Annotated in this window: 16 protein-coding genes; 5 read left to right on the top strand and 11 right to left on the bottom strand. The window is 62.7% G+C overall.

The features are described 5' to 3' along the window. The first annotated feature begins 160 nt into the window (after window positions 1-160). Complete coding sequence (locus tag KHP07_RS06610) at window positions 161-871, top strand: histidine phosphatase family protein (RefSeq protein ID WP_099491681.1); 711 nt, start codon at window positions 161-163, stop codon at window positions 869-871. 56 nt (window positions 872-927) lie between these two features. Then, on the top strand, window positions 928-1,242 hold the full coding sequence (locus tag KHP07_RS06605) for an SCP2 sterol-binding domain-containing protein (RefSeq protein WP_078048819.1): 315 nt from the start codon (window positions 928-930) through the stop codon (window positions 1,240-1,242). A 62-nt stretch (window positions 1,243-1,304) separates the two neighbouring features. Here the strand turns inward: KHP07_RS06605 and KHP07_RS06600 are convergent, their stop codons facing one another. The 3 genes from KHP07_RS06600 to KHP07_RS06590 all read right to left on the bottom strand — a co-directional run bounded on the left by KHP07_RS06600 (window position 1,305) and on the right by KHP07_RS06590 (window position 6,227). Then, on the bottom strand, window positions 1,305-1,898 hold the full coding sequence (locus KHP07_RS06600; protein ID WP_099491683.1) for a hypothetical protein: 594 nt from the start codon (window positions 1,896-1,898) through the stop codon (window positions 1,305-1,307). Between the two features lie 213 nt (window positions 1,899-2,111). Beyond that, the gene (locus KHP07_RS06595; protein WP_214496825.1) at window positions 2,112-4,748 is read right to left on the bottom strand and encodes an MGH1-like glycoside hydrolase domain-containing protein; all 2,637 of its coding nucleotides are present in this window, start codon (window positions 4,746-4,748) and stop codon (window positions 2,112-2,114) included. A gap of 69 nt (window positions 4,749-4,817) precedes the next feature. Further along, the gene (locus tag KHP07_RS06590; RefSeq protein ID WP_214496824.1) at window positions 4,818-6,227 is read right to left on the bottom strand and encodes an OprD family outer membrane porin; all 1,410 of its coding nucleotides are present in this window, start codon (window positions 6,225-6,227) and stop codon (window positions 4,818-4,820) included. A 289-nt stretch (window positions 6,228-6,516) separates the two neighbouring features. On the opposite strand from KHP07_RS06590, the gene hglS reads away from it, so the two are divergent. Continuing rightward, window positions 6,517-7,893, top strand: coding sequence for a 2-oxoadipate dioxygenase/decarboxylase HglS (gene hglS / locus KHP07_RS06585; protein ID WP_078048823.1), 1,377 nt, complete (start codon window positions 6,517-6,519; stop codon window positions 7,891-7,893). A 157-nt stretch (window positions 7,894-8,050) separates the two neighbouring features. Here the strand turns inward: hglS and KHP07_RS06580 are convergent, their stop codons facing one another. Next, on the bottom strand, window positions 8,051-8,275 hold the full coding sequence (locus KHP07_RS06580) for a DUF465 domain-containing protein (protein WP_099491695.1): 225 nt from the start codon (window positions 8,273-8,275) through the stop codon (window positions 8,051-8,053). A 175-nt stretch (window positions 8,276-8,450) separates the two neighbouring features. On the opposite strand from KHP07_RS06580, the gene tkt reads away from it, so the two are divergent. Continuing rightward, the gene (tkt, locus tag KHP07_RS06575; protein ID WP_214496823.1) at window positions 8,451-10,514 is read left to right on the top strand and encodes a transketolase; all 2,064 of its coding nucleotides are present in this window, start codon (window positions 8,451-8,453) and stop codon (window positions 10,512-10,514) included. Between the two features lie 116 nt (window positions 10,515-10,630). On the opposite strand, the gene uvrA is transcribed toward tkt, so the two are convergent. The 7 genes from uvrA to KHP07_RS06540 form a co-directional block, all read right to left on the bottom strand. After that, window positions 10,631-13,150 carry an excinuclease ABC subunit UvrA gene (gene uvrA, locus KHP07_RS06570; protein WP_214496822.1) on the bottom strand — a complete coding sequence of 840 codons (2,520 nt, stop codon included), beginning with the start codon at window positions 13,148-13,150 and terminating at the stop codon, window positions 10,631-10,633. 8 nt (window positions 13,151-13,158) lie between these two features. After that, window positions 13,159-14,859: an ATP-binding protein gene (locus KHP07_RS06565; RefSeq protein ID WP_078048827.1), complete on the bottom strand. Its 1,701-nt coding sequence runs from the start codon at window positions 14,857-14,859 to the stop codon at window positions 13,159-13,161. A 125-nt stretch (window positions 14,860-14,984) separates the two neighbouring features. Beyond that, window positions 14,985-18,056 (bottom strand): error-prone DNA polymerase, encoded by a 3,072-nt coding sequence (locus tag KHP07_RS06560; RefSeq protein ID WP_214496821.1) that lies wholly within the window; start codon window positions 18,054-18,056, stop codon window positions 14,985-14,987. Window positions 18,057-18,183: 127 nt separating this feature from the next. Next, on the bottom strand, window positions 18,184-19,596 hold the full coding sequence (locus tag KHP07_RS06555; protein ID WP_078048829.1) for a Y-family DNA polymerase: 1,413 nt from the start codon (window positions 19,594-19,596) through the stop codon (window positions 18,184-18,186). A gap of 7 nt (window positions 19,597-19,603) precedes the next feature. Continuing rightward, window positions 19,604-20,218: a translesion DNA synthesis-associated protein ImuA gene (gene imuA / locus KHP07_RS06550; RefSeq protein ID WP_214496820.1), complete on the bottom strand. Its 615-nt coding sequence runs from the start codon at window positions 20,216-20,218 to the stop codon at window positions 19,604-19,606. After that, window positions 20,218-20,835 carry a transcriptional repressor LexA gene (lexA, locus tag KHP07_RS06545; RefSeq protein ID WP_065874700.1) on the bottom strand — a complete coding sequence of 206 codons (618 nt, stop codon included), beginning with the start codon at window positions 20,833-20,835 and terminating at the stop codon, window positions 20,218-20,220. Before lexA ends, imuA begins: the two co-directional genes overlap by 1 nt. 86 nt (window positions 20,836-20,921) lie before the next feature. Then, window positions 20,922-21,509 carry an NUDIX domain-containing protein gene (locus KHP07_RS06540; RefSeq protein ID WP_078048831.1) on the bottom strand — a complete coding sequence of 196 codons (588 nt, stop codon included), beginning with the start codon at window positions 21,507-21,509 and terminating at the stop codon, window positions 20,922-20,924. A gap of 115 nt (window positions 21,510-21,624) precedes the next feature. On the opposite strand from KHP07_RS06540, the gene KHP07_RS06535 reads away from it, so the two are divergent. Beyond that, window positions 21,625-22,776 carry a GGDEF domain-containing protein gene (locus KHP07_RS06535; protein WP_099491704.1) on the top strand — a complete coding sequence of 384 codons (1,152 nt, stop codon included), beginning with the start codon at window positions 21,625-21,627 and terminating at the stop codon, window positions 22,774-22,776. Window positions 22,777-22,812: the final 36 nt, after the last annotated feature.

Raw genomic sequence — 22,812 nt, 5'->3', positions numbered from 1 at the left:
TGGCCCAAGCATACCGACGGCATCGCGTTCGGGCCAGTGATCAAACGGCCAGCAACGATCGGCTCCAACGAGCTTTTAAAACAAGCGTATGTTTTTTCATTGACAGCTCGCAGGCATCCTCATAACCTCGCCAGACTTTCAACGTACCGGGAAAACGGACGTGGGCAGCATCTATCTGATTCGACATGGCCAGGCCTCCTTCGGTGCAGACGACTACGACGTCCTGTCGCCCGTCGGCGTGGAGCAGGCGCAAGTGCTCGGCCGCCACCTGGCGGACATGGGCCTGGTGTTCGACCGCTGCGTGGCCGGCGACCTGCGCCGCCAGCAGCACACCGCCACCGCCGCCTTCGATCAGTACAGCACCCTCGGCCTGCCGGTACCGGCGCTGGAAATCGACAGCGCCTTCAACGAATTCGATGCCGACGCGATCATTCGCGCCCTGCTCCCCGACTTGCTCACCACCGAACCCGAAGCCCTGGAGATCCTGCGCAATGCCGCGCAGAACCGCAGCGAATTCCAGCGCATCTTCGCCTTGATCATCGAGCGCTGGCTGGCCGGCACCTATGACCCGCCGGGGCTGGAGAGCTGGCTGGGCTTTGTGGAGCGCGTGCAGGGTGGCTTGCAACGCATTCTTGAAGCGGCGGACAACGCGCAGAAGATCGCGGTGTTCACCTCCGGCGGGACTATCACCGCCCTGCTTCACCTGATCACTCGAATGCCCGCCGCCCAGGCCTTCGAGCTGAATTGGCAAATTGTTAACACTTCGCTCAACCAACTGAAATTCCGTGGTCGCGAGGTGGCACTGGCTTCCTTCAACAGTCATACCCACTTGCAACTGTTGAAGGCGCCGCAACTCATCACGTTCCGATGAGCGGCGGCCAACCGTGACCCCAAGGTCACTGGACTCTACCCTAAAGGATCGAAACCATGACTGACGTAGCCAAAGCTGTAGAAGCAATGAAAGCCAAATTCAACCCAGCCGCCGCTGACGGCCTGGACCTGGTGTTCGGTTTCCGTATCGACGACACCCAGAACTTCTCGCTGGTGGTCAAGGACAACACCTGCGAACTGCTGGAAGGCGAAAACCCTGACGCCCAAGTGACCCTGGTCACCGACGGCGAAACCATGGAAGGCATCGTCAGCGGCGACACCGACGGCATGCAGGCCTTCATGAGCGGCAAGCTGCGCACCGAAGGCGACATGATGCTGGCCATGAAACTGAGCGAGCTGTTCCCGGCCTGATAAGGCTGCGCTCAAAAAAATCCCGCCTTTCGGCGGGATTTTTCGTTCAGCCAACCTCCCGGTCAGCGGGTGTTGGCGTCATCCATTTCTTCGAACGTGTCCATGTACGCAGGGTCATTACCATCGTTTTCACGAATCACACGCCCTTCATACTCGGCGGTGATTTCACCGGTATTGACGTCAAGTCCAACCACGATCACCAGCTTGTATTTGCCCACTTGCAAGTACATGTCATAGAGGTCCCGGGGTTCATCGGGCAGCATAAAAAAGCTGTAGCTGTAACGTACGCGCTTGGTTAACACGGGCCACTGTGCTTCAAACGCGCGGGGATCGAAGGATGGGAGCACATCGCCGATTCCACGCAGCGCGGCCTCGACCAGTTGGTCATTGTCCTTGGCTTTGAAGACCACCGGATGAGTGCGAGTCATCGACCGCATCGGGTTGGGTACAATATCCGTTTCAAGGCGGTACATGCCGCTGCTGAACCATTTTGTTGCATCGAAGGTGTCGTCACCTTTCTCGCACTCGCGGCAATGCATCATCAGCGGCGCCGCAGCGCTTTCTCGGGAATACAGTGAAGTGATCAACACGCCGCAGGTGATCAGCAGTGCCCCCAATAGGCCTGCACTGCCAACCCGCGCGAAAACATTCGCCATCGTCTACATCCTTGTCTGAAGGGGTGGCGAATTTACCTGATGCAGACCTTTCGGTGGCGGGATTTTTTTGCCTGCCATTTCGCAAGCCATGGAGTTTCAATGTGGGAGCTGGCTTGCCTGCGATAGCGGTGGACCCGACAACATTGATGCAGGCAGCGCCGACGCCATCCCAGGCAAGCCAGTTCCCACAGAAAAGCAGATCAGTGACGCAGCTTAGATTTTCGGCTGCAGCAGCAACGCCACCAACGCACTCCACCCCGTCTGATGCGACGCCCCCAACCCACGCCCGGTTTCGCCATGGAAATACTCATGGAACAACACCAGGTCGCGACTGGCCGGGTCTGCTTCCAATTGCGCATAGCCCGACATCGACGGTCGCAGTCCATCTTCATCGCGCAAAAACAATCGCGTGAGACGTTGGCTGAGGCTGTCGGCCACTTCTTCAAGGGACGCCAGATAACCGCTGCCCGTCGGGTACTCCACCGAGAAGTTATCCGCGTAGTAGCGGTGAAACTCGCGCAGCGACTCGATCAGCATGTAGTTCACCGGCATCCACAATGGCCCGCGCCAGTTGGAGTTGCCGCCGTACAGGCGCGAGTCGGATTCGCCCGGTTGGTAGCGCGCACACAGGGTGTTGCCATTCATCTTCAACGCCAGCGGCTGTTCGGCGAAGGCCTTGGACAAGGAGCGCACGCCAAACGCCGAGAGAAACTCGTTGTCATCGAGCATGCGCCGCAGCAAGTCCTTGGTGCGCTCGCCCCGCAACAAGGCCAGCAACAGGCGGTTGCCCTGCCCCGGTTCGTTCCAGCGTGACACCAGTTTGGCCAGGTCTGGCCGGTGCTCCATAAAGCCCAGCAAGCGCTCGCGCAAACCTTCCAGGCCTTCATGCTCACGCTGTTCCAGCACCAGCACGGCAAACAGCGGCATCAGGCCAACCATCGAACGCAGGCGCACCGGTTCATTCTGGCCGTCGGGACGGTGCAGCACGTCGTAGAAAAACCGGTCCTGCTCGTCCCACAGGCCTTCGGCGCTGTCGTCGACGCGGTTGATGGCGCCAGCGATGTACAGGAAATGCTCGAAAAACTTCACCGCGATATCCACGTACACCACGTTGCGCTTGGCCAGCTCCAGGCCGATGCGCATCAAGTCCAGCGCATAGGCGGCGACCCAGGCGGTGCCGTCGGCCTGGTCCAGCTGATAACCCGTCGGCAGCGTGGCCGAACGGTCAAACAAGGCGATATTGTCCAGCCCCAGGAACCCGCCCTGGAACAGGTTGCGGCCCTCGGCGTCCTTGCGGTTGACCCACCAGGAAAAATTCAGCAGGAGCTTATGGAAAATCCGCTCAAGGAAATCCATATCGCCTACGCCGGTCAGTGCCTTGTCCTGCTGATAAACGCGCCAACTGGCCCACGCATGCACCGGTGGGTTGGCGTCGTCGAAGCGCCACTCATACGCCGGTAACTGGCCGTTGGGGTGCATGAAGCGATCCTTCACCAGCAACAGCAGTTGTTGCTTGGCATACCCTGGGTCGATCAGCGCCATGGCCACGGCCTGGAAGCCCTGGTCCCAGGAGGCATACCACGGGTATTCCCAAGTGTCGGGCATGGAAAGGATGTCGAAATTCGACAGGTGCCGCCAATGGGTATTGCGGATATGCAGGCGCTCGGGCGGTGGCGCGGGTTGGGCCGGGTCGCCGTCGAGCCATTGGTTGACGTCGAAATAGTACAACTGCTTGGACCACAACAACCCGGCCAGCGCTTGGCGTTGCACATTGCGCGCATCGTCATCGTGGATGTCGTGTTGCAAGGCCGCGTAGAAGTCATCGGCCTCCTGGCGGCGCGCCTCGAACAGCTTGCGGGCATTGACCTGCGGCGCGTCGACGGGCGCAAAGCGCAGGTAGAGGGTTTTGCTTTCCAGGCCTGCCAGTTCGACGATGAAACGCGCCGCGACTTTGGTACCACTGTCACGCCGAATGGCCGACTGAATACCCTCGACTACGTAATCGTTGATCCCGTCCTTGAACGGCCCCGGCGCCGGCTGCCCATCCAGGCGGGGAAAGTTGCTCTCGTTTTCGCAGAACAGCCATTCCACCCCCTCCTGGCCCCAGGCGCTGAGGTAACGATCTGTGAGTTCAGGGTGCTGCGCCAGTACCTGTTCCCCGTCCAGCTTCAGTTGCGGCTTGGCCGCGTCAAAGCTCCAGCTCCAGTCATTGCGCGCCCATAGCTGGGGCATTACCTGCAAGCGGGTTGGCTGGTCGGAACGGTTATGCACGCTGACGCGCATGAAGAGGTCATCGGGTTGATGCTTGGCGTATTCGACGCTGACATCGCAGTAGCGGTTATCTTCGAAGACGCCGGTGTCGAGGATCTCGTACTCGGCATCGTCCAGGCCCCGGCGGGCGTTCTCGCTGATCAGGTCGGCGTAGGGAAAGGCGGCATGCGGGTATTTGTAGAGCATGCGCATGTAGGCATGGCTCGGTACACCGTCGACGAAAAAGTACAGTTCCTTGACGTCTTCACCGTGGTTGCCTTCGGCGTTATTGAGGCCGAACAGGCGTTCCTTGATGATCGCATCGCGCTCGTTCCACAGGGCCAGGCCCAGGCACCAGCGCTGCGCCTTGTCGCTGAAACCGGCCAGGCCATCTTCGCCCCAGCGATAGGCGCGGCTGCGCGCATGTTCATGGGGGAAGTAAGCCCAGGCATCGCCATCTGCGCTGTAGTCTTCACGCACCGTGCCCCATTGGCGTTCGCTTAAATAGGGGCCCCACTCGCGCCATCGCTCGGCATCCGGCAGCGCCAAACGTTGGCCTTCGGTTGTATCAAGTATTCGGGTGTCGGGGGTGGCCGTCATTGGGTCCTCCATCGCCTACCAGGTGAGAGGCAGTGTAGAGCCCAATGACGCCCGGGTGCACATGAAGACTTAGAAGATGGCGTAGGTGTAGTTGAAGATCAGGCGGGTTTGATCCTGGTCGGCGGTGCCGGTGTTCTTGCCGTGATAGGTGCCGGTACGCAAGGTGGTACCGAAGCCTTTCAGAGGACCGGCCTGCACCACGTAGTCCAGGCGGAAGTCGGCTTCGTTTTCTTTCTGGTCAGGGCCGCCGGCGACCTTCGACTTGATGTCCGAACCGTCCAGGTAAGCCACGGATGCCTTCAAGCCAGGAACGTAGGCCTTGAAGTCATACGAGTACTGGCCAAAGTTGACCTGCTCGCCCGCGCGGGAGAACTGGCCGACCACGGCGTCGGTGAACAGGTAGAAGTCGCTGCCGCCGGCACCTTGTGCGTGAGGGTCGGCCAGGCTGCCCTGGTTGACCCACACGAAGCCGCCGTCGTCACCCACGCCGATGTGGCCGAGCATCAGGCTGCTGCCACCCAACTGATAGGTGAAGGCCGCACTGTAGGTTTTGTTGTCCACTTCGTTGGCGTGCTTGGCGTAGCCACCGTTGTTATTGAACTGGTAGCCGCTCTCGCCGTTCTTGCCGTCGCTGGAGCTGTCGAAGTAGCGCAGGTCGGTCTTGAACGACTGGTCATTGCCCAACGGCAGTACGTGGACCAGGCCGACGTAGTTCTGTTTGTAGAAGTCTTGCAGTTGGGCGTAGTAGTACTGCAACGTCAGGTTTTTCGCGACCACATTGTCGGAAGAACCAAACGGCTTGTAGTCCACCCCGCCGAATTTGAAGCTGTCGCTGTCGCGGGTGCCGCCTGCCACGCTCAAGCCTGTGGAGTTGCTGGAGGCACGGCCTTCGGCGCGGTTCAGCTCACCACCAGTGAAGGTGACATTGGGAATGTCATTCGAGGTCAGGATGCCGCCGTCGAAGGTCTGCGGTGCCACGCGGCTGTCGTTGGACACCAGGATCGGCAAGACCGGCGCCAAGCCGCCACCCACGTGCAACTCGGTCTGGGAGATTCGGAACTTCACATTGCCCGCCGCGCGACCGAAGGAATCGGCAGGCTCGGTGCCGTTGTTCTTGGTCGGGAAGAAGCTGTTGCCGTTGCCCGCCAAGCCTGGGCCCGCGGTGTGACCATCACCACCGTCCAGGCGCAGCGCACCGAAGGCCATGACGTCGAAACCAAGGCCAACCGTGCCCTGGGTGAACCCGGATTTGTAGTCAAAACGCAGCGCGGTGGCGGCTTCGCGCAGATCGTTGTTGGTCCCCCAGCGGTTGTCTGCGCTGTAGTACATGGTCCGCGAACTGACGGACGCATGGCTGTCTTCGAGGAAACCGCTGTGACCATTGCCCGTGCCCAGAGAGCCGAGCCCGAAATCGTCAGCGAATGCGTGTTGTGCAAGAACGGCGGCGGTGATCGACAACGCCAGTGTAGAAATTTTCATTAACGACGGCCCCTAAACATTTTTTTATGTGCGTGATGTGCATAACGGCGTTTTCATCCTTGCAAACGTGACGATTCTTTCATGCCGACCGGGGCGGGTTCCGTGAAGAATTAGTTAGGAAAAACGCGTGAAAATGAAATTTCGCACAGGCCGTTTTTTGTCATCTTCACGTCATCTCATTCATTTGCAGAATGAAGTCCTGAAGAATCTTCGTTTGCCACTTGGCCTGGCGCTCAACAGAATCCAGGCAAAGGCCACATTCATCGCCATAGCCATCAGGAATTTTTCTATGCCTAGCACCGCACATGTCAGCCCAGACGAGATCCGCAAGGGCTTTTCCAAGGCCATGTCCGACATGTACCGGGATGAAGTTCCGCTGTATGGCGCGCTGATGGAACTGGTGGCCGAGACCAATGCCCACGTGCTCGACACCCAACCGCAGCTGGCGCAACAGCTGCAACGCACCGGCGAAATCCAGCGCCTGGACATGGAACGCCACGGCGCGATCCGCCTGGGCACCGCCGCTGAGCTGGCGACCATCTGCCGCTTGTTCGCGGTGATGGGCATGCAGCCGGTGGGCTACTACGACCTGACCCCGGCCGGCGTGCCGGTGCACTCCACCGCCTTTCGCGCGGTGCACGAGCAGGCGCTGCAAACCAGTCCGTTTCGGGTATTCACCTCATTGCTGCGCCTGGAACTGATCGAAAACCCCGAGCTGCGCGCCTTCGCCGAAGCGGCGCTGGCCAAGCGTTCGATCTTCACCCCAGGCGCCTTGGCGCTGATCGAACAAGCGGAACAGCACGGCGGCCTCAATGCCCAGGACGCCGACGAGTTTATCCGCCAGGCCCTGGAAACCTTCCGCTGGCACCACACCGCCACCGTCACCGGCGCGCAGTACCAGCAACTGAGCGACCAGCACCGCCTGATCGCCGACGTGGTCGCCTTCAAAGGCCCGCACATCAACCACCTGACCCCGCGCACCCTGGACATCGACCAGGTCCAGGCCGCCATGCCCGGCAAGGGCATCACCCCCAAGGCCGTGATCGAAGGCCCGCCCCGCCGCCACTGCCCAATCCTGCTGCGCCAGACCAGCTTTAAAGCCCTCGACGAACCCATCGCCTTCACCGACGCCCAAGGCAGCCACAGCGCACGGTTTGGCGAAATCGAACAGCGCGGCGTCGCCCTCACCCCCAAGGGCCGCGCACTGTACGACCAACTCCTGAACGCCGCACGCGACGAACTCGGCGCCTTTCCCAATGAGGGCAACGCCGCACGTTATGTCGAATTGATGGAACAGCACTTCCAGGCCTTCCCGGATAACCACGCGCAGATGCGTGACCAGGGCCTGGCGTACTTCCGCTACTTCCCCACCGCGCAAGGTGTGGCAGCACGTGGCACAGCCGAGCAACCGCGCACACTGCAAGCACTGATCGCGGCGGGCCATATCGATGTGGAGCCGTTGGTGTATGAGGACTTCCTGCCGGTGAGTGCAGCGGGGATTTTCCAGTCGAACCTGGGGGACGCGGCGCAGAGTCACTACGCGGCGAACTCGAACCAGGCTGAGTTTGAAAAGGCACTGGGGCGCCAGACGATTGATGAATTGAAGCTGTATGGCGAGACGCAGCAGCGCTCTGTCGATGAATGCACGAGAACACTGCTGGCATGAAATGAAGTGCCCACCCGGCTCACCAGCGCAATCCTTGCGCCGCAAAAAGTCCCCAGAGCCGGGTGGGCGGTCGGCATGATAGGCAGTGGGAAGACTCCTGTCCCCCGGACAATTCTGAATAAATGTGTCCGCGCCCCGTAGGAACGCGGACGGTGGCCTACTCCAACTTCGCCACAATCTCGTCTTTGATCAACAAGCGTTTCTTCTTCAGCTTCTCCACCTCTTCATCGCCGGCGCTTGCCGATTCCGCCTTCAGCACTTCCTTGTCCGCGTCGTCGTACTGCGTGAGCAGCGAGTCCAGGCGTTTGTCATTGGCCCTGCGTTCGTGAACGACTTCCTTGCTCAACCCCAAGTCCTGATACAGGTCGTGTTTCACTGGCATGGCGTACCTCCGCAAGTTGATCAATGGCTTACGCCCTAGAAGCTAGACCATTGCGAGGGGTCTTGTCATGTCCGGGGTCAATAAGGCCCCGTTCGTCGCGGCGCAGGCGTTTGGATCAAACCTTTGCCGCGCCCTGCCCTCCACTCTAGATAGCCACCCGAGGGAGACCGGTTTCATGACTCATGCTGCCACCGCTGTCGACACCCAATGCATCAACACGATCCGCACCCTGGCCATGGACGCCGTGCAAAAGGCAAATTCCGGCCATCCGGGCACGCCCATGGGCCTGGCGCCGGTGGGTTATACGCTGTGGAGTCGTTTCCTGCGTTATCACCCGCAACATCCCGACTGGCCCAGCCGTGATCGGTTTGTGCTGTCCGTCGGCCATGCCTCGATGTTGCTGTATTCGCTGCTGCACCTGGCCGGTGTGGTGGAACTGGATGCCGACGGCAAGCGCACCGGTCAGGCCGCTGTCAGCCTGGACGATATCAAGCAGTTTCGCCAAGCGGGCTCCAAAACCCCGGGCCACCCCGAATACCGTATGACCACTGGGGTGGAGACCACCACCGGCCCGCTCGGCCAGGGCTGTGCCAACAGCGTCGGCATGGCGATGGCCGAGCGTTGGCTGGCCAAACGCTTCAACCGCGAAGAAAAAACCCTGTTCGACTACAACGTCTACACCCTGTGCGGCGACGGTGACATGATGGAGGGCATCAGCGGCGAAGCGGCATCCATGGCCGGGCATTTGAAACTGGACAAGTTGTGCTGGATATATGACAACAACACCATCAGCATCGAAGGCCACACTGAGCTGGCGTTCAGCGAAGATGTGATCAAGCGCTTCCAGGCGTATGGGTGGCACACCCTGCACGTGACCGATGCCAACGACTTGCAAGCCCTGAGCAACGCCTTGGAGGCGTTCCATTGCAACCGCGGCGCGCCCACCCTGATTGTGGTCGACAGCGTGATCGGCTACGGCTCCCCGCACAAACACAACACGGCCGCCGCCCATGGCGAGCCCCTGGGCGAAGAGGAAATTCGCCTGACCAAGGCAGCCTATGGTTGGCCCGAGGATTCCAGCTTCCTGGTGCCCGATGATGTGCGCACGCAATTGCATGATGTTTTGCTTGAGCGCAGCGAGCCGCTGTATGAAAAGTGGAGCGAGCACCTGTCCCAGCTGGAACAGTACGAACCGGAATTGGCCGATGAATTGAGGCGTATGCGTGCCGGGGAAATGCCGGAGCACTGGCAGAAACACCTACCGGATTTCGATACCGACGCCAAGGGCATCGCCAGTCGTGCTTCCGGCGGCAAGGTGCTGAATGCGTTTGCCGAACAGATCCCCTGGCTGCTGGGCGGCTCGGCCGACCTGTCACCGTCGACCAAGACCAACCTCACCTTCGACGGCGCCGGGCGTTTCAGCGCCGACGACTACAGCGGGCGCAACCTGCACTTCGGCATTCGTGAACACGCCATGGGCGCGATTGCCAATGGCATGGCGCTGTCGTACCTGCGGCCCTATACCTCGACCTTCCTGGTGTTCAGCGACTACATGAAACCGCCGATCCGCCTGGCGGCAATCATGGAGTTGCCGGTGGTGTTTGTGTTCACCCATGACTCGATTGGCGTGGGCGAAGATGGGCCGACGCACCAGCCGATCGAGCACCTCACGCAGTTGCGTGCGACCCCAGGATTGCTGACGCTGCGACCGGGTGACGCGAATGAAACCCTGGAGCTGTGGAAGGTGGCCCTGGCGCAAACCCATCGGCCGAGTTGCGTGGTGTTGTCGCGCCAACCGTTGCCGACACTGGATCGCAGCCAATACGCGCCGGCGTCCGGTGCGGCCAAGGGCGCTTATGTGTTGGCGGGTGCCGACGAGCCCAAGGTGATTCTGCTGGCGACCGGCAGCGAAGTCGGCCTGGCCGTTGCGGCTTATGAGCAACTGACCCAAGAGGGCATTGCCGCTCAGGTGGTGTCCATGCCCAGCTGGGAATTGTTTGAAGACCAGGACCAGGCCTACCGCGACAGCGTGCTGCCGCCAGCGGTGAAGGCGCGGGTAGTGGTGGAACAGGCAGGCCCGTTAGGCTGGGACCGGTACGTGGGCCAGACCGGCGCCAAGGTCGTGATGAACAGCTTCGGCGCGTCGGCGCCGTTGGCCAAGTTACAGGAGAAGTTCGGGTTTACCGTGGAAAACGTAGTGAAGCAGGCGAAAGCGCAGATCCAACTGAATCAACAGTGAGTCACAATGTGGGAGCGGGCTTGCTCGCGAAATCGGTAGATCAGTCGATATTTTTGTCGCCTGATACTCCGTATTCGCGAGCAAGCCCGCTCCCAGACTTGTTCTGGTGTTGGCGGTTAGATTAATTCCTTGGCGAGGAACGGCGCCGTCCGGCTTTTCTTGCTCGTCGCAACCTTCTGCGGCGTGCCGCTGACCACCACCTTCCCCCCCAGATCCCCGGCCCCCGGCCCAATATCGATCACCCAGTCACTCTGCGCCACCACGCGCATCTCATGCTCCACCACAACCACCGTATGCCCCGCGTCCACCAAGTGGTTCAACTGGCTGAGCAAGCGGTCGACGTCGCGCGGATGCAAGCCGGTGGTGGGCTCATCCAGTACATACAAGGTGGCGCCCCGTGCATTGCGTTGCAGCTCGGTCGCCAGTTTGATCCGCTGCGCTTCGCCACCCGATAACTCGGTCGCCGGCTGGCCCAGGCGCAGATACCCCAGGCCGATGTCCCGCAGCACCTGCAGTGAACGCAGCACGCCAGGCTGCTCGGCAAACACGTCCACCGCCTGCTCCACTGTCAGCCCCAGCACTTGGGCGATACTCAGGCCTTGCCATTTGATCGCCAGGGTCTCGGGGTTATAGCGCGCCCCATGACAGGTCGGGCATGGCGCGTACACGCTGGGCATGAACAGCAATTCAACACTGACAAAGCCCTCACCCTCGCAATTCGGGCAACGGCCCTTGGCAACGTTGAAGGAGAACTGCCCGGCATCGTAGTGACGCTTCTTCGCTGCCGGCGTGGCTGCGAACAGTTTGCGCACGTTGTCGAACAGCCCGGTATAGGTCGCCAGGTTGGAGCGCGGCGTGCGGCCAATAGGTTTCTGGTCCACCTGCACCAGGCGACGTATGTGTTCGAGCCCGGCGCTGATCCGCCCGCCGCTGGTTTGCGGCGCGTCGTCTTCCAGGCTCGGTTCTTCGTCATTTTCCAGCACGCGTCCAAGGCCAGCGCCCACCAATTCCAACAGCGCCTGGCTGACCAGGCTGGACTTGCCCGAGCCAGAAATCCCGGTGACCGCCGTAAAGCAGCCGAGTGGGAAATCGACGCTCAGGTCGTCGAGGTTATTGCGCGTGACCCCTTCCAGTTTCAGCCAGCCCGTGGGCTCGCGACGTGGGTGATTCGCCACGCGCTGCTCAGCGAACAGGTACTCACGTGTCTGCGACGCCTCCACCTGCGCCAGCCCCGCAGGCGGACCGCTGTACAGCACTTGCCCACCGTGCTCGCCAGCTGCCGGGCCGACATCGATCAGCCAGTCGGCGCGGCGCATGGTTTCCAGGTCATGCTCCACCACAAACAGCGAGTTGCCCGCCGCTTTCAAGCGGTCCAGCGCAGTGAACAATGCCTCGCCATCCGCAGGGTGCAAACCTGCCGAGGGTTCATCCAGCACGTAGATCACACCGAACAACTGCGAACCCAGCTGCGTGGCCAGGCGCAGCCGCTGTAGCTCCCCGGATGACAAGGTCGGCGTACTGCGTTCCAGGGACAGATAACCCAGCCCCAACTCGGTCAAGGTGCTGACCCGCTCAAGCAGGTCTTGGGCGATGCGCTGCGCGGCCAGGCGTTTTTCCACGGACAGTTTCATCTTGTCCTGCCCCGCCGCCACGGGCCGCAGCAGTTCGGCCAACTGCGCCAACGACAGTTGCGACAACTCACCAATGTCCACTCCGGCAAACTTCACCGACAGTGCCGCCTTGGTCAGGCGCTTACCGTCGCACAGCGGGCAGGCGCTGCCCTGCATGAACTGCGAGACGCGCTTTTTCATCAGTGCGCTTTGGGTGTGGGTGAAGGTGTGCAGGATGTAGCGCCGCGCGCCGACGAACGTGCCCTGGTAACTCGGCTCCACCTTGCATTTCAACGCATCGCGGGTCTGTGCCGGGGTAAAGCCGGCGTACACCGGGACGGTGGGGGTTTCTTCGGTAAACAGGATCCAGTCGCGCTGCTTTTTTGGCAGGTCGCGCCAGGGAATGTCCACGTCATAGCCCAGGGTCACCAGGATGTCGCGCTGGTTCTGGCCTTGCCATGCCAGCGGCCAGGAGGCCACCGCACGCTGGCGAATGGTCAGGGACGGATCCGGCACCATCAGCGCCTCGGTCACCTCATACACACGGCCCAGGCCATGGCACTGCGGGCAGGCACCTTGAGGCAGGTTCGGTGAGAAATCCTCGGCATACAGCATCGCCTGCCCCGGCGGATAACTGCCGGCGCGGGAATACAGCATGCGGATCAGGCTCGACAAGGTGGTCACGCTGCCCACCGACGAGCGCGCACTCGGCGTGCCGCGTTGCTGTTGCAGGGCTACTGCGGGCGGCAGGCCTTCGATGCTGTCCACGTCGGGCACCCCGACCTGGTCGATCAGCCGCCGCGCATACGGCGCCACCGACTCGAAATAACGCCGCTGTGCCTCGGCATACACCGTGGAAAACGCCAGGGACGATTTGCCGGAACCCGACACCCCGGTGAACACCACCAGGGCGTCCCGGGGGATGTCCACATCGACGTTGCGCAGGTTGTGTTCGCGGGCGCCGCGCACACGGACAAAGCCGTGCTGCTGGGCAGTGATCGGGGGGAGAGTGCGCTGTGAAGTCATGTGCAACCTTATCGGGCGCAGAGCACGCTGCGGACCCGTTGCGCCAGGGCTTCGGGACTGTAGGGCTTGCTCAGCAGATGAATGTCGGGGCTCAGCAGGTGGTTGCTGGAGAGAATGTCGCGGGTGTGGCCGGAGGTGAACAGCACCGCCACCGGCGGGGTTTGCTCACGGGCCCAGGCGGCCAGGTCCGTGCTCTTGATGCGGCCGGGCATTACCACGTCGGTGAAGATCAGCTCCGGTTTCACGCCCGCCTTCAGCATATGCATCGCGCGGTCACCGTCTTCGGCCGTGAGCACGGTATAGCCCGACTGCTCCAGCAGTTCGACGACGGTGCAGCGCACGTCTTCGTTGTCTTCAACCACCAGGATGGTCTCGTGGCCCGCGGCATGCAGCGCTGACTCACCGTGGGTTTCCTCGACCTCTTCGCCGAGGCTGCGCGGGAAGTACATCTGCACCACTGTGCCCTTGCCTTCCTCGCTCCACAGCTCGACATGCCCACCGCTTTGGCGCACGAAGCCAAACACCATGCTCAGGCCAAGGCCAGTGCCGTGACCATTGCGCTTGGTGGTGAAAAACGGCTCGAACACCCGCGCCAGGACCGCCGGCGACATCCCCACACCGATATCGGTGACCGCCAGCCGCACATACTCGCCAGGCTTGATGCTTTTACCCACGCAATCGTCAGGGTTGAGTATGATGTTATCGCCAGTGATGCGAATCACGCCTTCACCGAACATGGCATCCCGGGCATTGATCGCCAGGTTGAGCAGCGCGTTTTCCAATTGGTTGCGGTCGACGTTGATGCACCAGGAGTCCTGGGGCAACTGCACATCGAGGCGAATGGTTTCGCCCAGCGCTCGCTGCAGCAATTCGCCGAGGCCTGCGTAGATACGTTGCGGGTTGTACACCGCTGGCGACAAGGGTTGGCGGCGCGCGAACGCGAGCAGCTGTGACGACAGCTTGGCGCCGCGCTCCACTGCCGCGATGGCGGCGGCGACCCGGCGCTGCACCTGGGGGTTATCCGGTTCATGTCGCGACAGCAGGTGCAGGTTGCCGGCGATCACTTGCAACAGGTTATTGAAGTCGTGGGCCACGCCACCCGTAAGGCCGCCGATGGCCTCGAGCTTCTGCGACTGGCGCAGCTGGGCTTCGGCGGTGGAACGTGCATGCACTTCCTCGGCCACCCGTTGTTCGAGGTTGTGCGTCAGCTCCTGGCGCACCCGTTCGGACTTCACGTGCTCGGTAGTCTCGGTGACGATCACCAGGACCCCGGCGGGTTGATGGTGATCATCGGCCACTGGGCTGTAGGAAAGGTCCATCCAGACTTCTTCCGGCTGGCCGTTGCGCAACAATTCCAATGGAAAATTGCGGTACGACAACGTTCCCCCGGCCAGGCAGGTATCCAGCACATTGCGGTTGAAATCGGCGACTTCCGGCCAGCCCAGTTCCACAGGCTTGCCCAGCAGGTACGGGTGGCGACCGCCGGCAAACACGGAGTAACTGTCGTTGTAGATCATGTACCCCACCGACCCCCACAGCATCACCATGGGCATGGGGGAAGCCAGCAGCATTTGCACCGCGCTGCTCAGGCTGCAGGGCCACTTGTCGATCGGACCCAACTCGGTGGTCGACCAGTCGAAGGCGCGAATCCGCTGGGCCATTTCACCGCCCCAGCCTTCGCAGCCGTGGGTATTGGATAAAAATTGCATGTTGGGCTCTTGGCGACGATAGCGTTGTTGGGGAGCGCTGTTCCACTGTAAAGCGTTGGAGCCTGGCCGCAATGAATCGTTTCATTTGCATATAGCTTATCCGGCACAGCAGCCGCAAGACCCCGTCAGTGGAAATCCCGGCTGCGCACATGGATGCCTTCCAGCAGCGCGGTCAGGTCGGTCAAACGCCCGGCAATCAGATGCCGCACCTCGCCCACCGCCTCCCAGCGCCCATCCACCTTCAACAGCCGCGACCCTACCAGCGCTTGGCGCTGACGCTCGGCGAGGTCGCGCCAGACCACCACATTGAGGTTGCCGAACTCATCTTCCAGGGTCACGAAGGTCACCCCGCTCGCCGTGCCTGGACGCTGCCGGCCCGTCACCAACCCGGCGACGCTGACATTGCGCCCATGCTCGACCTGCATCAGCTCCCGGGAACTGCGGCAGCGTCGCTTGCGCAGTTCGGCGCGCAACAACGCCAGGGGATGCGGACCCAGCGTCGTGCCGAGCGTGGCGTAGTCGGCGTGCAGGTCTTCGCCCACCGTGGGTGCCGGCAACGCCACCACGGCTTCGTCCGGGCTGGGCAGGCCGGCAAACAGTCCGAGTTGCTTGTGCACGCCGGCCACTTCCCAACGGGCGGTGTGCCGGTTGCCGGCCAGGGAGCGCAAGGCACCGGCATCCGCGAGCAAGGCCTGGGCGCGCGCCTCCAGCCCGGCGCGATCGTCGAGATCGGCAATGTCGCTGAACGCACGGTGCTGGCGCGCGGCCTCGATGCGCCGTCCATCCTCTTCGCGAAACCCCGAGATCATGCGCAGGCCCAGGCGAATCGCCGGCTGCGCACCGTCGATGGGCTCAAGGCTGCAATCCCAGTCGCTGGCCAGCACATCCACCGGCCGGATCTGCAAACGATGGCGCCGCGCATCCTGCAGGATCTGGTCGGGGCTGTAGAAACCCATGGGCCAACTGTTGATCAGCGCGCAGGCGAAGGCTGCCGGTTCATGGCACTTGAGCCAGCAACTGGCGTAGGTCAGCAAGGCGAAACTGGCCGCGTGGGATTCGGGGAAACCATAGCTGCCGAAGCCCTTGATCTGCTCGAAGATCTGCGCGGCAAAGGCTTCGCTGTAGCCATTTTTCAGCATGCCGGCACGCAGGCGCTGCTGGTGCGGTTCCAGGCCACCGTGGCGTTTCCAGGCAGCCATGGAGCGGCGCAACTGGTCTGCCTCGCCGGGGCCATAGTCGGCGGCGACCATGGCGATCTGCATCACTTGCTCCTGGAACAGCGGGATGCCCAGGGTGCGCTCCAGCACCACCTTCAGTTGGGGTGACGGATAAGTGGTTTCCTCTTCCTTGTTACGTCGGCGCAGATACGGGTGCACCATGCCGCCCTGGATCGGCCCGGGCCGCACGATGGCGACCTCGATCACCAGGTCATAGAACGTCTGCGGCTTGAGCCTGGGCAGCATCGACATCTGCGCCCGTGACTCGATCTGGAACACACCGATGGTGTCGGCCTTGCTGATCATCGCGTAGGTGGCCGGGTCTTCCTTGGGGATGGTCGCCAAGGCCAGGTCCCGGTTGCGATGGCGGCGCAGCAGATCGAAGCAGCGGCGGATCGCGCTGAGCATACCCAGGGCGAGGATATCCACCTTGAGCAGGCCGACGGCGTCGAGGTCGTCCTTGTCCCACTGGATGATGGTGCGGTCCGCCATGGCGGCGTTTTCCACCGGCACCAGGGTGTCCAACGGGTATTCGGAAATCACGAAGCCGCCGGGGTGCTGGGACAGGTGCCGGGGAAAGCCGATCAATTGCTGGGTGAGCGTGAGCACGCGGCGCAGGATCGGGCTTTGCGGGTCGAAACCGCCTTCGCGCAGCCGCTCCAAGGGCGGCGCATCTTCACTCCAGCGCCCGCAGCACTCGGCCAGGGCGTTGATCTGGTCCGGCGGCAACCCAAGGGCCTTGGCCACATCGCGCACCGCGCCGGACGCGTGGTAGCTGCTGACCACGGCCGTCAACGCCGCACGGGTGCGGCCATAGCGCTGGAACACGTACTGCAGCACTTCTTCGCGGCGTTCGTGTTCGAAGTCCACGTCGATGTCCGGCGGTTCGTTGCGCTCCTTGGACAGGAAGCGTTCGAACAGCATGTTTGTCAGGCTCGGGTCGATCTCGGTAATGCCCAAGGCGAAGCACACTGCCGAGTTGGCCGCCGAGCCACGGCCCTGGCACAGGATCGAACGGCTGCGGGCAAAGCGCACGATGTCGTGCACCGTCAGGAAATAACTTTCGTAACCCAGCTCGCTGATCAGCACCAATTCTTTGTTGATCTGCTGCAAGGTCTTGGCGTCGACACCCTGGGGCCAGCGCTGGGCGATGCCCTCTTCGGTCACTGCGCGCAGCCAGGATTTCGCGTCGTGGCCGCTGGGCACCAGTTCGCGTGGGTAGTGGTAGCGCAATTGGCTGAGGTCGAAGGTGCAACGACGGGCAATGGCCTGGGTCTCGTCGAGCAAGCGTTGCGGGTACAACGCGGCCAGGGCGTCGAGGCTGCGCAGATGGCGCTCGCCATTGGGGTGCAGGCGCGTGCCGGCCTCGGCCACGGGCACGTGGTGACGGATGGCGGTCATGGTGTCTTGCAGGGCCCGGCGGCCGCGCGCATGCATATGCACATCACCGCAGGCCACCGCCGGAATGTGCAGGCTGGTGGCCAGGTTAAGGCGTTGTTCCAGGTGGCGCGCATCGTCCTGGCCGCAGTGCAAGTGCACCGCCAGCCACAGGCACTCGGTGAAGGTGCGACGCAGCCATTGGATATCGGCCTGGGTGTCACTGTCCTCGGCAATCCACAGCGCCAGCAGGCCGGGCAGTGGTTGCGCGAAGTCCTCGCGCAGCAGGCGATAGCGGCCTTTTTCGGCACGCCGCCGAGCCAGGGTGATCAAGCGGCACAGGTGCTGGTAGCCACTGAGGTCCTCTACCAGCAACACCAGTTTCGGGCCGTTCTCGATGCGCACCTCGCTGCCGATAATCAGCGGCAACTCCACCGCTTTCGCCGCCTGCCAGGCACGCACGATACCGGCCAAGGTGCACTCGTCGGTGATCGCCAGGGCGCTATAGCCTTGGCGCTTGGCCCGCTCGAACAGCTCCAGCGCACTGGACGCACCGCGCTGGAAGCTGAAGTTGGACAGGCAGTGCAGCTCGGCGTAACTCATGATCGCCACTGCCCGTAGGCGCTGGCTTGCCGGCGATGGTCGTTAACGGTGACGTGGGCTGCCAGAGGGAACGCAGTGCCTGTGCGATTTTCGCCGGCAAGCCGGCTCCCACAAGGGGGGGTGGTGTTCATGAGAACCAGCCTTGCAGCCATAGCCCATCGGTCTGCCCTAGAGTGCGGTAGGCCCAGCCTTGCTGGCCGGCGCGGGTCTGGATCAGGTAGTAGTCGCGGCGTACATCGGCGCCGTCCCACCAGCCGGATTCGATGCGTTCCGGGCCCATGAGGATCTGCACGCCGTGATCGGCCAATAATGTGGGCTCGTTCAGCAGCCAGCCGGGGCGTTGCACTTTATTCAGGGTCGGGCACGGGTTTTTATCCGCCGCCGCTTGCCAGGCGCATTCGGGGCGGTGATCAGCGTGAAAGCGCAGGCCCTGCACCGCCTCATCCCCCAGGCGGGCACGCAGGCGCTCGCGCAATTGCTCCCAGGGCAAGGTCTGTTGCGGGCGGTCGTCGAACAGGTCCTGGCGCTGCGGCACAAACACCGGCAGGTCCTGGGCCACCAGGCGAAAGCCGCGCACCGGTGAGGTGACCTGGACCTGCTCCAGGCGCCCCCGGGCCAATTCAAACAGCATCGCCGCTTCACGCTCGGCGCTGAGCAGCCCGACCTTGATCACGCTGTCCGGCGCCTGGGCATGTTCCAGGTGCAGGTCAAAGCGTTGCACGCCACTGTCGCGGCCGCAGAGGAAGGCGGACAGATCACCGGTCAACCGGCGCAGGGGAAACAGCAGCGCTTGGTGGGATTGCACATCGAAATTCAGCTCGATGCGCACATCGAACCGGTCCGGCGGCTGATAAAACGCCAAGGCCAATGGCCGTTGCCCGGCCAGTGCATCCAGGTGCTTGAGCAGGCTGGCCTCAAAGCGTCGCGCCAAGGTATGCCGAGGCAGCGCCTGCACCTGGGCCAGGGTGCGCAGGCCCATGCGCGACAAAGCCGTGGCAGCTTGCGGGTCGAGGCCGGCGCGGTCGATGGGCAGCGGCGCCAGGGCCTGCATCAGGCCGTCATCTTGCACCGCCAGCCCATCATAGATATTGGCCAGCACCCGCGCTGCTGCCGGGTTGGGCGCGGCGACGATGCGATGACGAAAACCCAGCTCGGTCAGTTCCCTGCGCAAGCGCGCTTCAAACTGCGGCCACGGCCCGAACAGGCCCAGGCTCGACTCGATCTCGAACAACAAGGCACGCGGGTAATACAGGCTGACCTGGGAGCTGAACTGGTAGGCCCAGGCGGCGAGGAATTGTTGGTAGCGCTCGATCTCGGCGGGGTCGTATTCGGCGCTGGCAAAGGTCTTGGCCAGGGCATGCGCGGCGGTCAGGGATTGGCCGGGGCGCAGGCCCAGGGCGCGGGCGGCGTCATTGACGGTTTGCAGCACACGCCGCTGTGGCGTGCCGGCCAGCAGGGCCAGGGGTTGGTCCGGTTCGGGGTGCACACGCTGCACCCCGTCCAGCGCCAATTGCGGGAAGACAATACACACCCAGCGCATGGCAACCTCAATGCCCCGCCAGGGCAATCGGCGTCGGATGCGCCAGCCCGCCCCGGCACTTGAGCACCCGCACCTGCGCGGGCCTGGCCTCGACCGCCAGGCGCAACGCCGCGGGCGATGAATTGATCGCCTCGCTCAAGGCGCGCCAGGCAAACGCCAGGGTCTGCCCGGTTTCCGCCGAGACTTGCAGGCGCCGCAGCGCTCGGTCATCGGCCTTGCGCGGCCAGCACAACACCGCGCCGCAACTGCCGGAACGCAGGCATTGCTCCACCGCCCACAGGGCATCGCGTTCCTCGGCCTGGATCACCGAGAGCAGGCGCAGGTCCACCCCGGCGTTCTGCCAGGCATGGGGGTACGGTGTATAAGGTGGCGCCACCAGCACAATGCGCTCGCCGGCCTTTGATAAGCGCGCCAGGGTCGGCAGCACCAGTTGCAACTCACCTACCCCTTCCTTGGCCATGAGGATTTCGCTCAAGGCCGCCTCCGGCCAGCCGCCCGTGGGCAGCACTGCATCCAGCGCCGCCAGCCCGGTGGGGTGCACACTGGCCGGCGGCGCAGCGGGCCGGCCCTTCCAGACACGCCCGCCATTGAACAGCGTGTCCAGTGCAACGACGGCGCCCATCAACCTTGCCTCACCAAACCGCAGAACACCCCTTCGATGGCCAGGTCCTGGTCGGGGCCCACCACGATGGGTTGGTACGCGGGGTTGCGCGGCAGCAGGCGCACGCTGTCGCCACTGCGTTCGAAACGCTTGATGGTCACTTCGCCATCCAGGCGCGCCACCACAATCTGCCCATTCAAGGCTTCGGCACTGCGGCGTACGCCCACCAGGTCACCGTCGAGGATGCCGTCCTCGATCATGGAATCGCCCTGCACCCGCAACAGGTAGTCCGGGGTTTTCGCGAAGGTCGAAGGGTCCAACTGCAGACGGCTGTGCACTTCAGCGTCGGCGCCAATGGGCAAACCGGCGGCCACTCGACCGAGCACCGGCACATCCAGCCATTCCGGACGCGGCGGCTGATTAAGCAGCCGAATGCCCCGGGCCTGATTGGGGTTGACCTCGATAAAACCGGCTTCGGTCAATGCCAGCACATGCTTGCGCGCAACGCTGCGCGAGGCAAAGCCGAACGCCTCGGCGATCTCGGCGAGGCTGGGGGGCTGGCCTTGCTGCGCGATGCGGTCGCGGATAAAGGTCAGGATGGCGGTACGGCGTGGGGTTAGAGTCGTCATGGAGTACATTTGTACTCCTGTGGGAAATTTCTGACAATAGCCGCCAGTCGGTGGGCGCCAGCGCAGGCAAGCCAGCGCCTACGGCAAAGCCTGCCTCACCAACCTTCTTTGAGCATCCGCAACTCCAGATGCTGCAACAGCATGATGGTCTTGCCATCGGCAATCTCGCCGCTCTGTACCATCGCCAATGCCTGATCAAAGCCCAGCTCCAGCACTTCGATATCCTCGCCCTCTTCCTCCAGGCCGCCGCCAGTGCCTACACGGTCACCCGGCTGATACTCACCCATGAAAAAGTGAATGCGCTCCGTCACCGACCCAGGGCTCATGAACGCGGCGTAGATCTTCTCCACATGCCCCACGCGGTAGCCGGTTTCTTCTTCCGCTTCCAGGCGAATGCGTTCTTCGGGGCTGGCGTTATCCAGCAGCCCGGCTGCCGCTTCGATCAGGTAGCCGTGGTAGTCATTGACGAAGGTGGGCATGCGGAACTGGCGAATCAGCAACACCGTGCGTTGCGCGCGGTTGTAGAGCAGGATGGTTGCGCCGTTGCCCCGGTCGTAGACCTCGCGGGTCTGGGCTTGCCAGCTGCCGTCGCGGCGGCGCAGGTCGAAGCTGTATTTTTTCAGTAGGTACCAGTTTTTCGAGAGGGTCTCTTCTGCAGTGATGCGAACGGGGCTGTTGTCCATGGTCAGGCCTTAGCTCAAAGGAGCTGGAGCATGTCGCGGTGGCAAGGTCAGCGTCAAGCGCGTCACATACGGCTACAATCGCGCCCCATCAAGGACTCCCTCCAGGTTCAAGGAAATGATGCTGCACATCCCGACGCTCTTGATAGTGGCCGTGTTCGTGTTTTGCCTGATGGGCCTGCTCACGGTGCATGCGTGGAGCCGTGGCCGTGAACCGACCCTGGGCTACCTCGGCATCATGTTGTTGCTCGCGTCGCTGGGCACCGGGCTGATCGTGGTGCGCGGCGTGGGCATGGACTTTGTCGCGCTGATCATCGGCAATGTGATGCTGCTGCTCAGCGCGGCGATGAACTGGACCGCCATGCGCGCCTTTGTGCAACGCAAGCCCAGCGTGCCGGGGATCTTTGCCGGGTGTGGAATATGGCTGCTGATGTGCCTGGTGCCGCAGTTCTATGGCTCGCTGCCGGCACGGGTCACGCTGTATTCGGTGCTGGCGGCCAGCTATGGGGTTTTATCGGCCATGGAACTGTGGCGCCAGCGTGACACGCTGGAAGTGGCCTACCTTCCGGCCCTTGTGCTGACACTCCTGCACACCCTTTTTTACGGTGTCCGCGCCTTTCTCGACCCCGGCATGCCGATCAAGAGCGCCCAGGCTCCGGGCGGTGAAGGCGTGCCGTTTTTCTCGTTCATGCTGTTCGAGTCGATGCTGTATGCCATCGGCATTGCCTACGTTACCTTGGCGATGGTCAAGGAGCGTGCCGAGTTGCGCTTCAAGGCGGCAGCGTTCAGTGATGCGCTGACCGGTATCGGCAACCGCCGCGCCTTTATGCTCAAGGGTGAAAAACTGTTGGCCGACAGCGCCCGCCGCCAGCAAAGCGCGGCCCTGTTGCTGTGCGACCTGGATCACTTCAAGCGCCTGAACGACAGCTTCGGCCATCCCATGGGCGACCAGGTGCTGATCGCCTTCAGCCAGGTGACCCAGGCGGCTTTACGCAACGGTGACGTGTTCGCCCGCATCGGCGGAGAAGAGTTCGCCTGCCTGCTGGCCGACAGCGATGAAACCGGCGCCTTCGAAGTGGCCGAGCGGATTCGCCAGGCGTTTGCCCGCCTGGACCTGCTGGCGCCGGGTTTCCTCAGTGTGAGCATCGGTATCGTCACCACCGACGAGGCCGGCCATGACCTTTCCCATCTGCTGTCCCAGGCCGACCAGGCGTTGTACCTGGCCAAGGCCCAGGGGCGCAACCGCGTACAGAGGCTGGCGACTGCCTAGGCCTTGCTCGGCCCTGACCACTGCGGCCTCTGGCGT

Source organism: Pseudomonas sp. VS40, assembly GCF_018587885.1.
Taxonomy (GTDB): Bacteria; Pseudomonadota; Gammaproteobacteria; order Pseudomonadales; family Pseudomonadaceae; genus Aquipseudomonas; species Aquipseudomonas pergaminensis.
Note: the sequence above shows the minus strand (reverse complement) of the source record. Positions and strands in the feature narration are given on the sequence as shown.

Excerpts from the sequence above, each read along its gene's own strand:
- imuA (WP_214496820.1), bottom strand. The coding sequence starts at position 20,218 with ATGGGCGCCGTCGTTGCACTGGACACGCTGTTCAATGGCGGGCGTGTC.
- KHP07_RS06605 (WP_078048819.1), top strand. The coding sequence starts at position 928 with ATGACTGACGTAGCCAAAGCTGTAGAAGCAATGAAAGCCAAATTCAAC.
- KHP07_RS06600 (WP_099491683.1), bottom strand. The coding sequence starts at position 1,898 with ATGGCGAATGTTTTCGCGCGGGTTGGCAGTGCAGGCCTATTGGGGGCA.
- KHP07_RS06565 (WP_078048827.1), bottom strand. The coding sequence starts at position 14,859 with ATGCAATTTTTATCCAATACCCACGGCTGCGAAGGCTGGGGCGGTGAA.
- KHP07_RS06555 (WP_078048829.1), bottom strand. The coding sequence starts at position 19,596 with ATGCGCTGGGTGTGTATTGTCTTCCCGCAATTGGCGCTGGACGGGGTG.
- KHP07_RS06540 (WP_078048831.1), bottom strand. The coding sequence starts at position 21,509 with ATGGACAACAGCCCCGTTCGCATCACTGCAGAAGAGACCCTCTCGAAA.
- tkt (WP_214496823.1), top strand. The coding sequence starts at position 8,451 with ATGACTCATGCTGCCACCGCTGTCGACACCCAATGCATCAACACGATC.
- uvrA (WP_214496822.1), bottom strand. The coding sequence starts at position 13,150 with ATGACTTCACAGCGCACTCTCCCCCCGATCACTGCCCAGCAGCACGGC.
- KHP07_RS06580 (WP_099491695.1), bottom strand. The coding sequence starts at position 8,275 with ATGCCAGTGAAACACGACCTGTATCAGGACTTGGGGTTGAGCAAGGAA.
- KHP07_RS06560 (WP_214496821.1), bottom strand. The coding sequence starts at position 18,056 with ATGAGTTACGCCGAGCTGCACTGCCTGTCCAACTTCAGCTTCCAGCGC.
- KHP07_RS06590 (WP_214496824.1), bottom strand. The coding sequence starts at position 6,227 with ATGAAAATTTCTACACTGGCGTTGTCGATCACCGCCGCCGTTCTTGCA.
- hglS (WP_078048823.1), top strand. The coding sequence starts at position 6,517 with ATGCCTAGCACCGCACATGTCAGCCCAGACGAGATCCGCAAGGGCTTT.
- KHP07_RS06535 (WP_099491704.1), top strand. The coding sequence starts at position 21,625 with ATGATGCTGCACATCCCGACGCTCTTGATAGTGGCCGTGTTCGTGTTT.
- KHP07_RS06595 (WP_214496825.1), bottom strand. The coding sequence starts at position 4,748 with ATGACGGCCACCCCCGACACCCGAATACTTGATACAACCGAAGGCCAA.
- lexA (WP_065874700.1), bottom strand. The coding sequence starts at position 20,835 with ATGTACTCCATGACGACTCTAACCCCACGCCGTACCGCCATCCTGACC.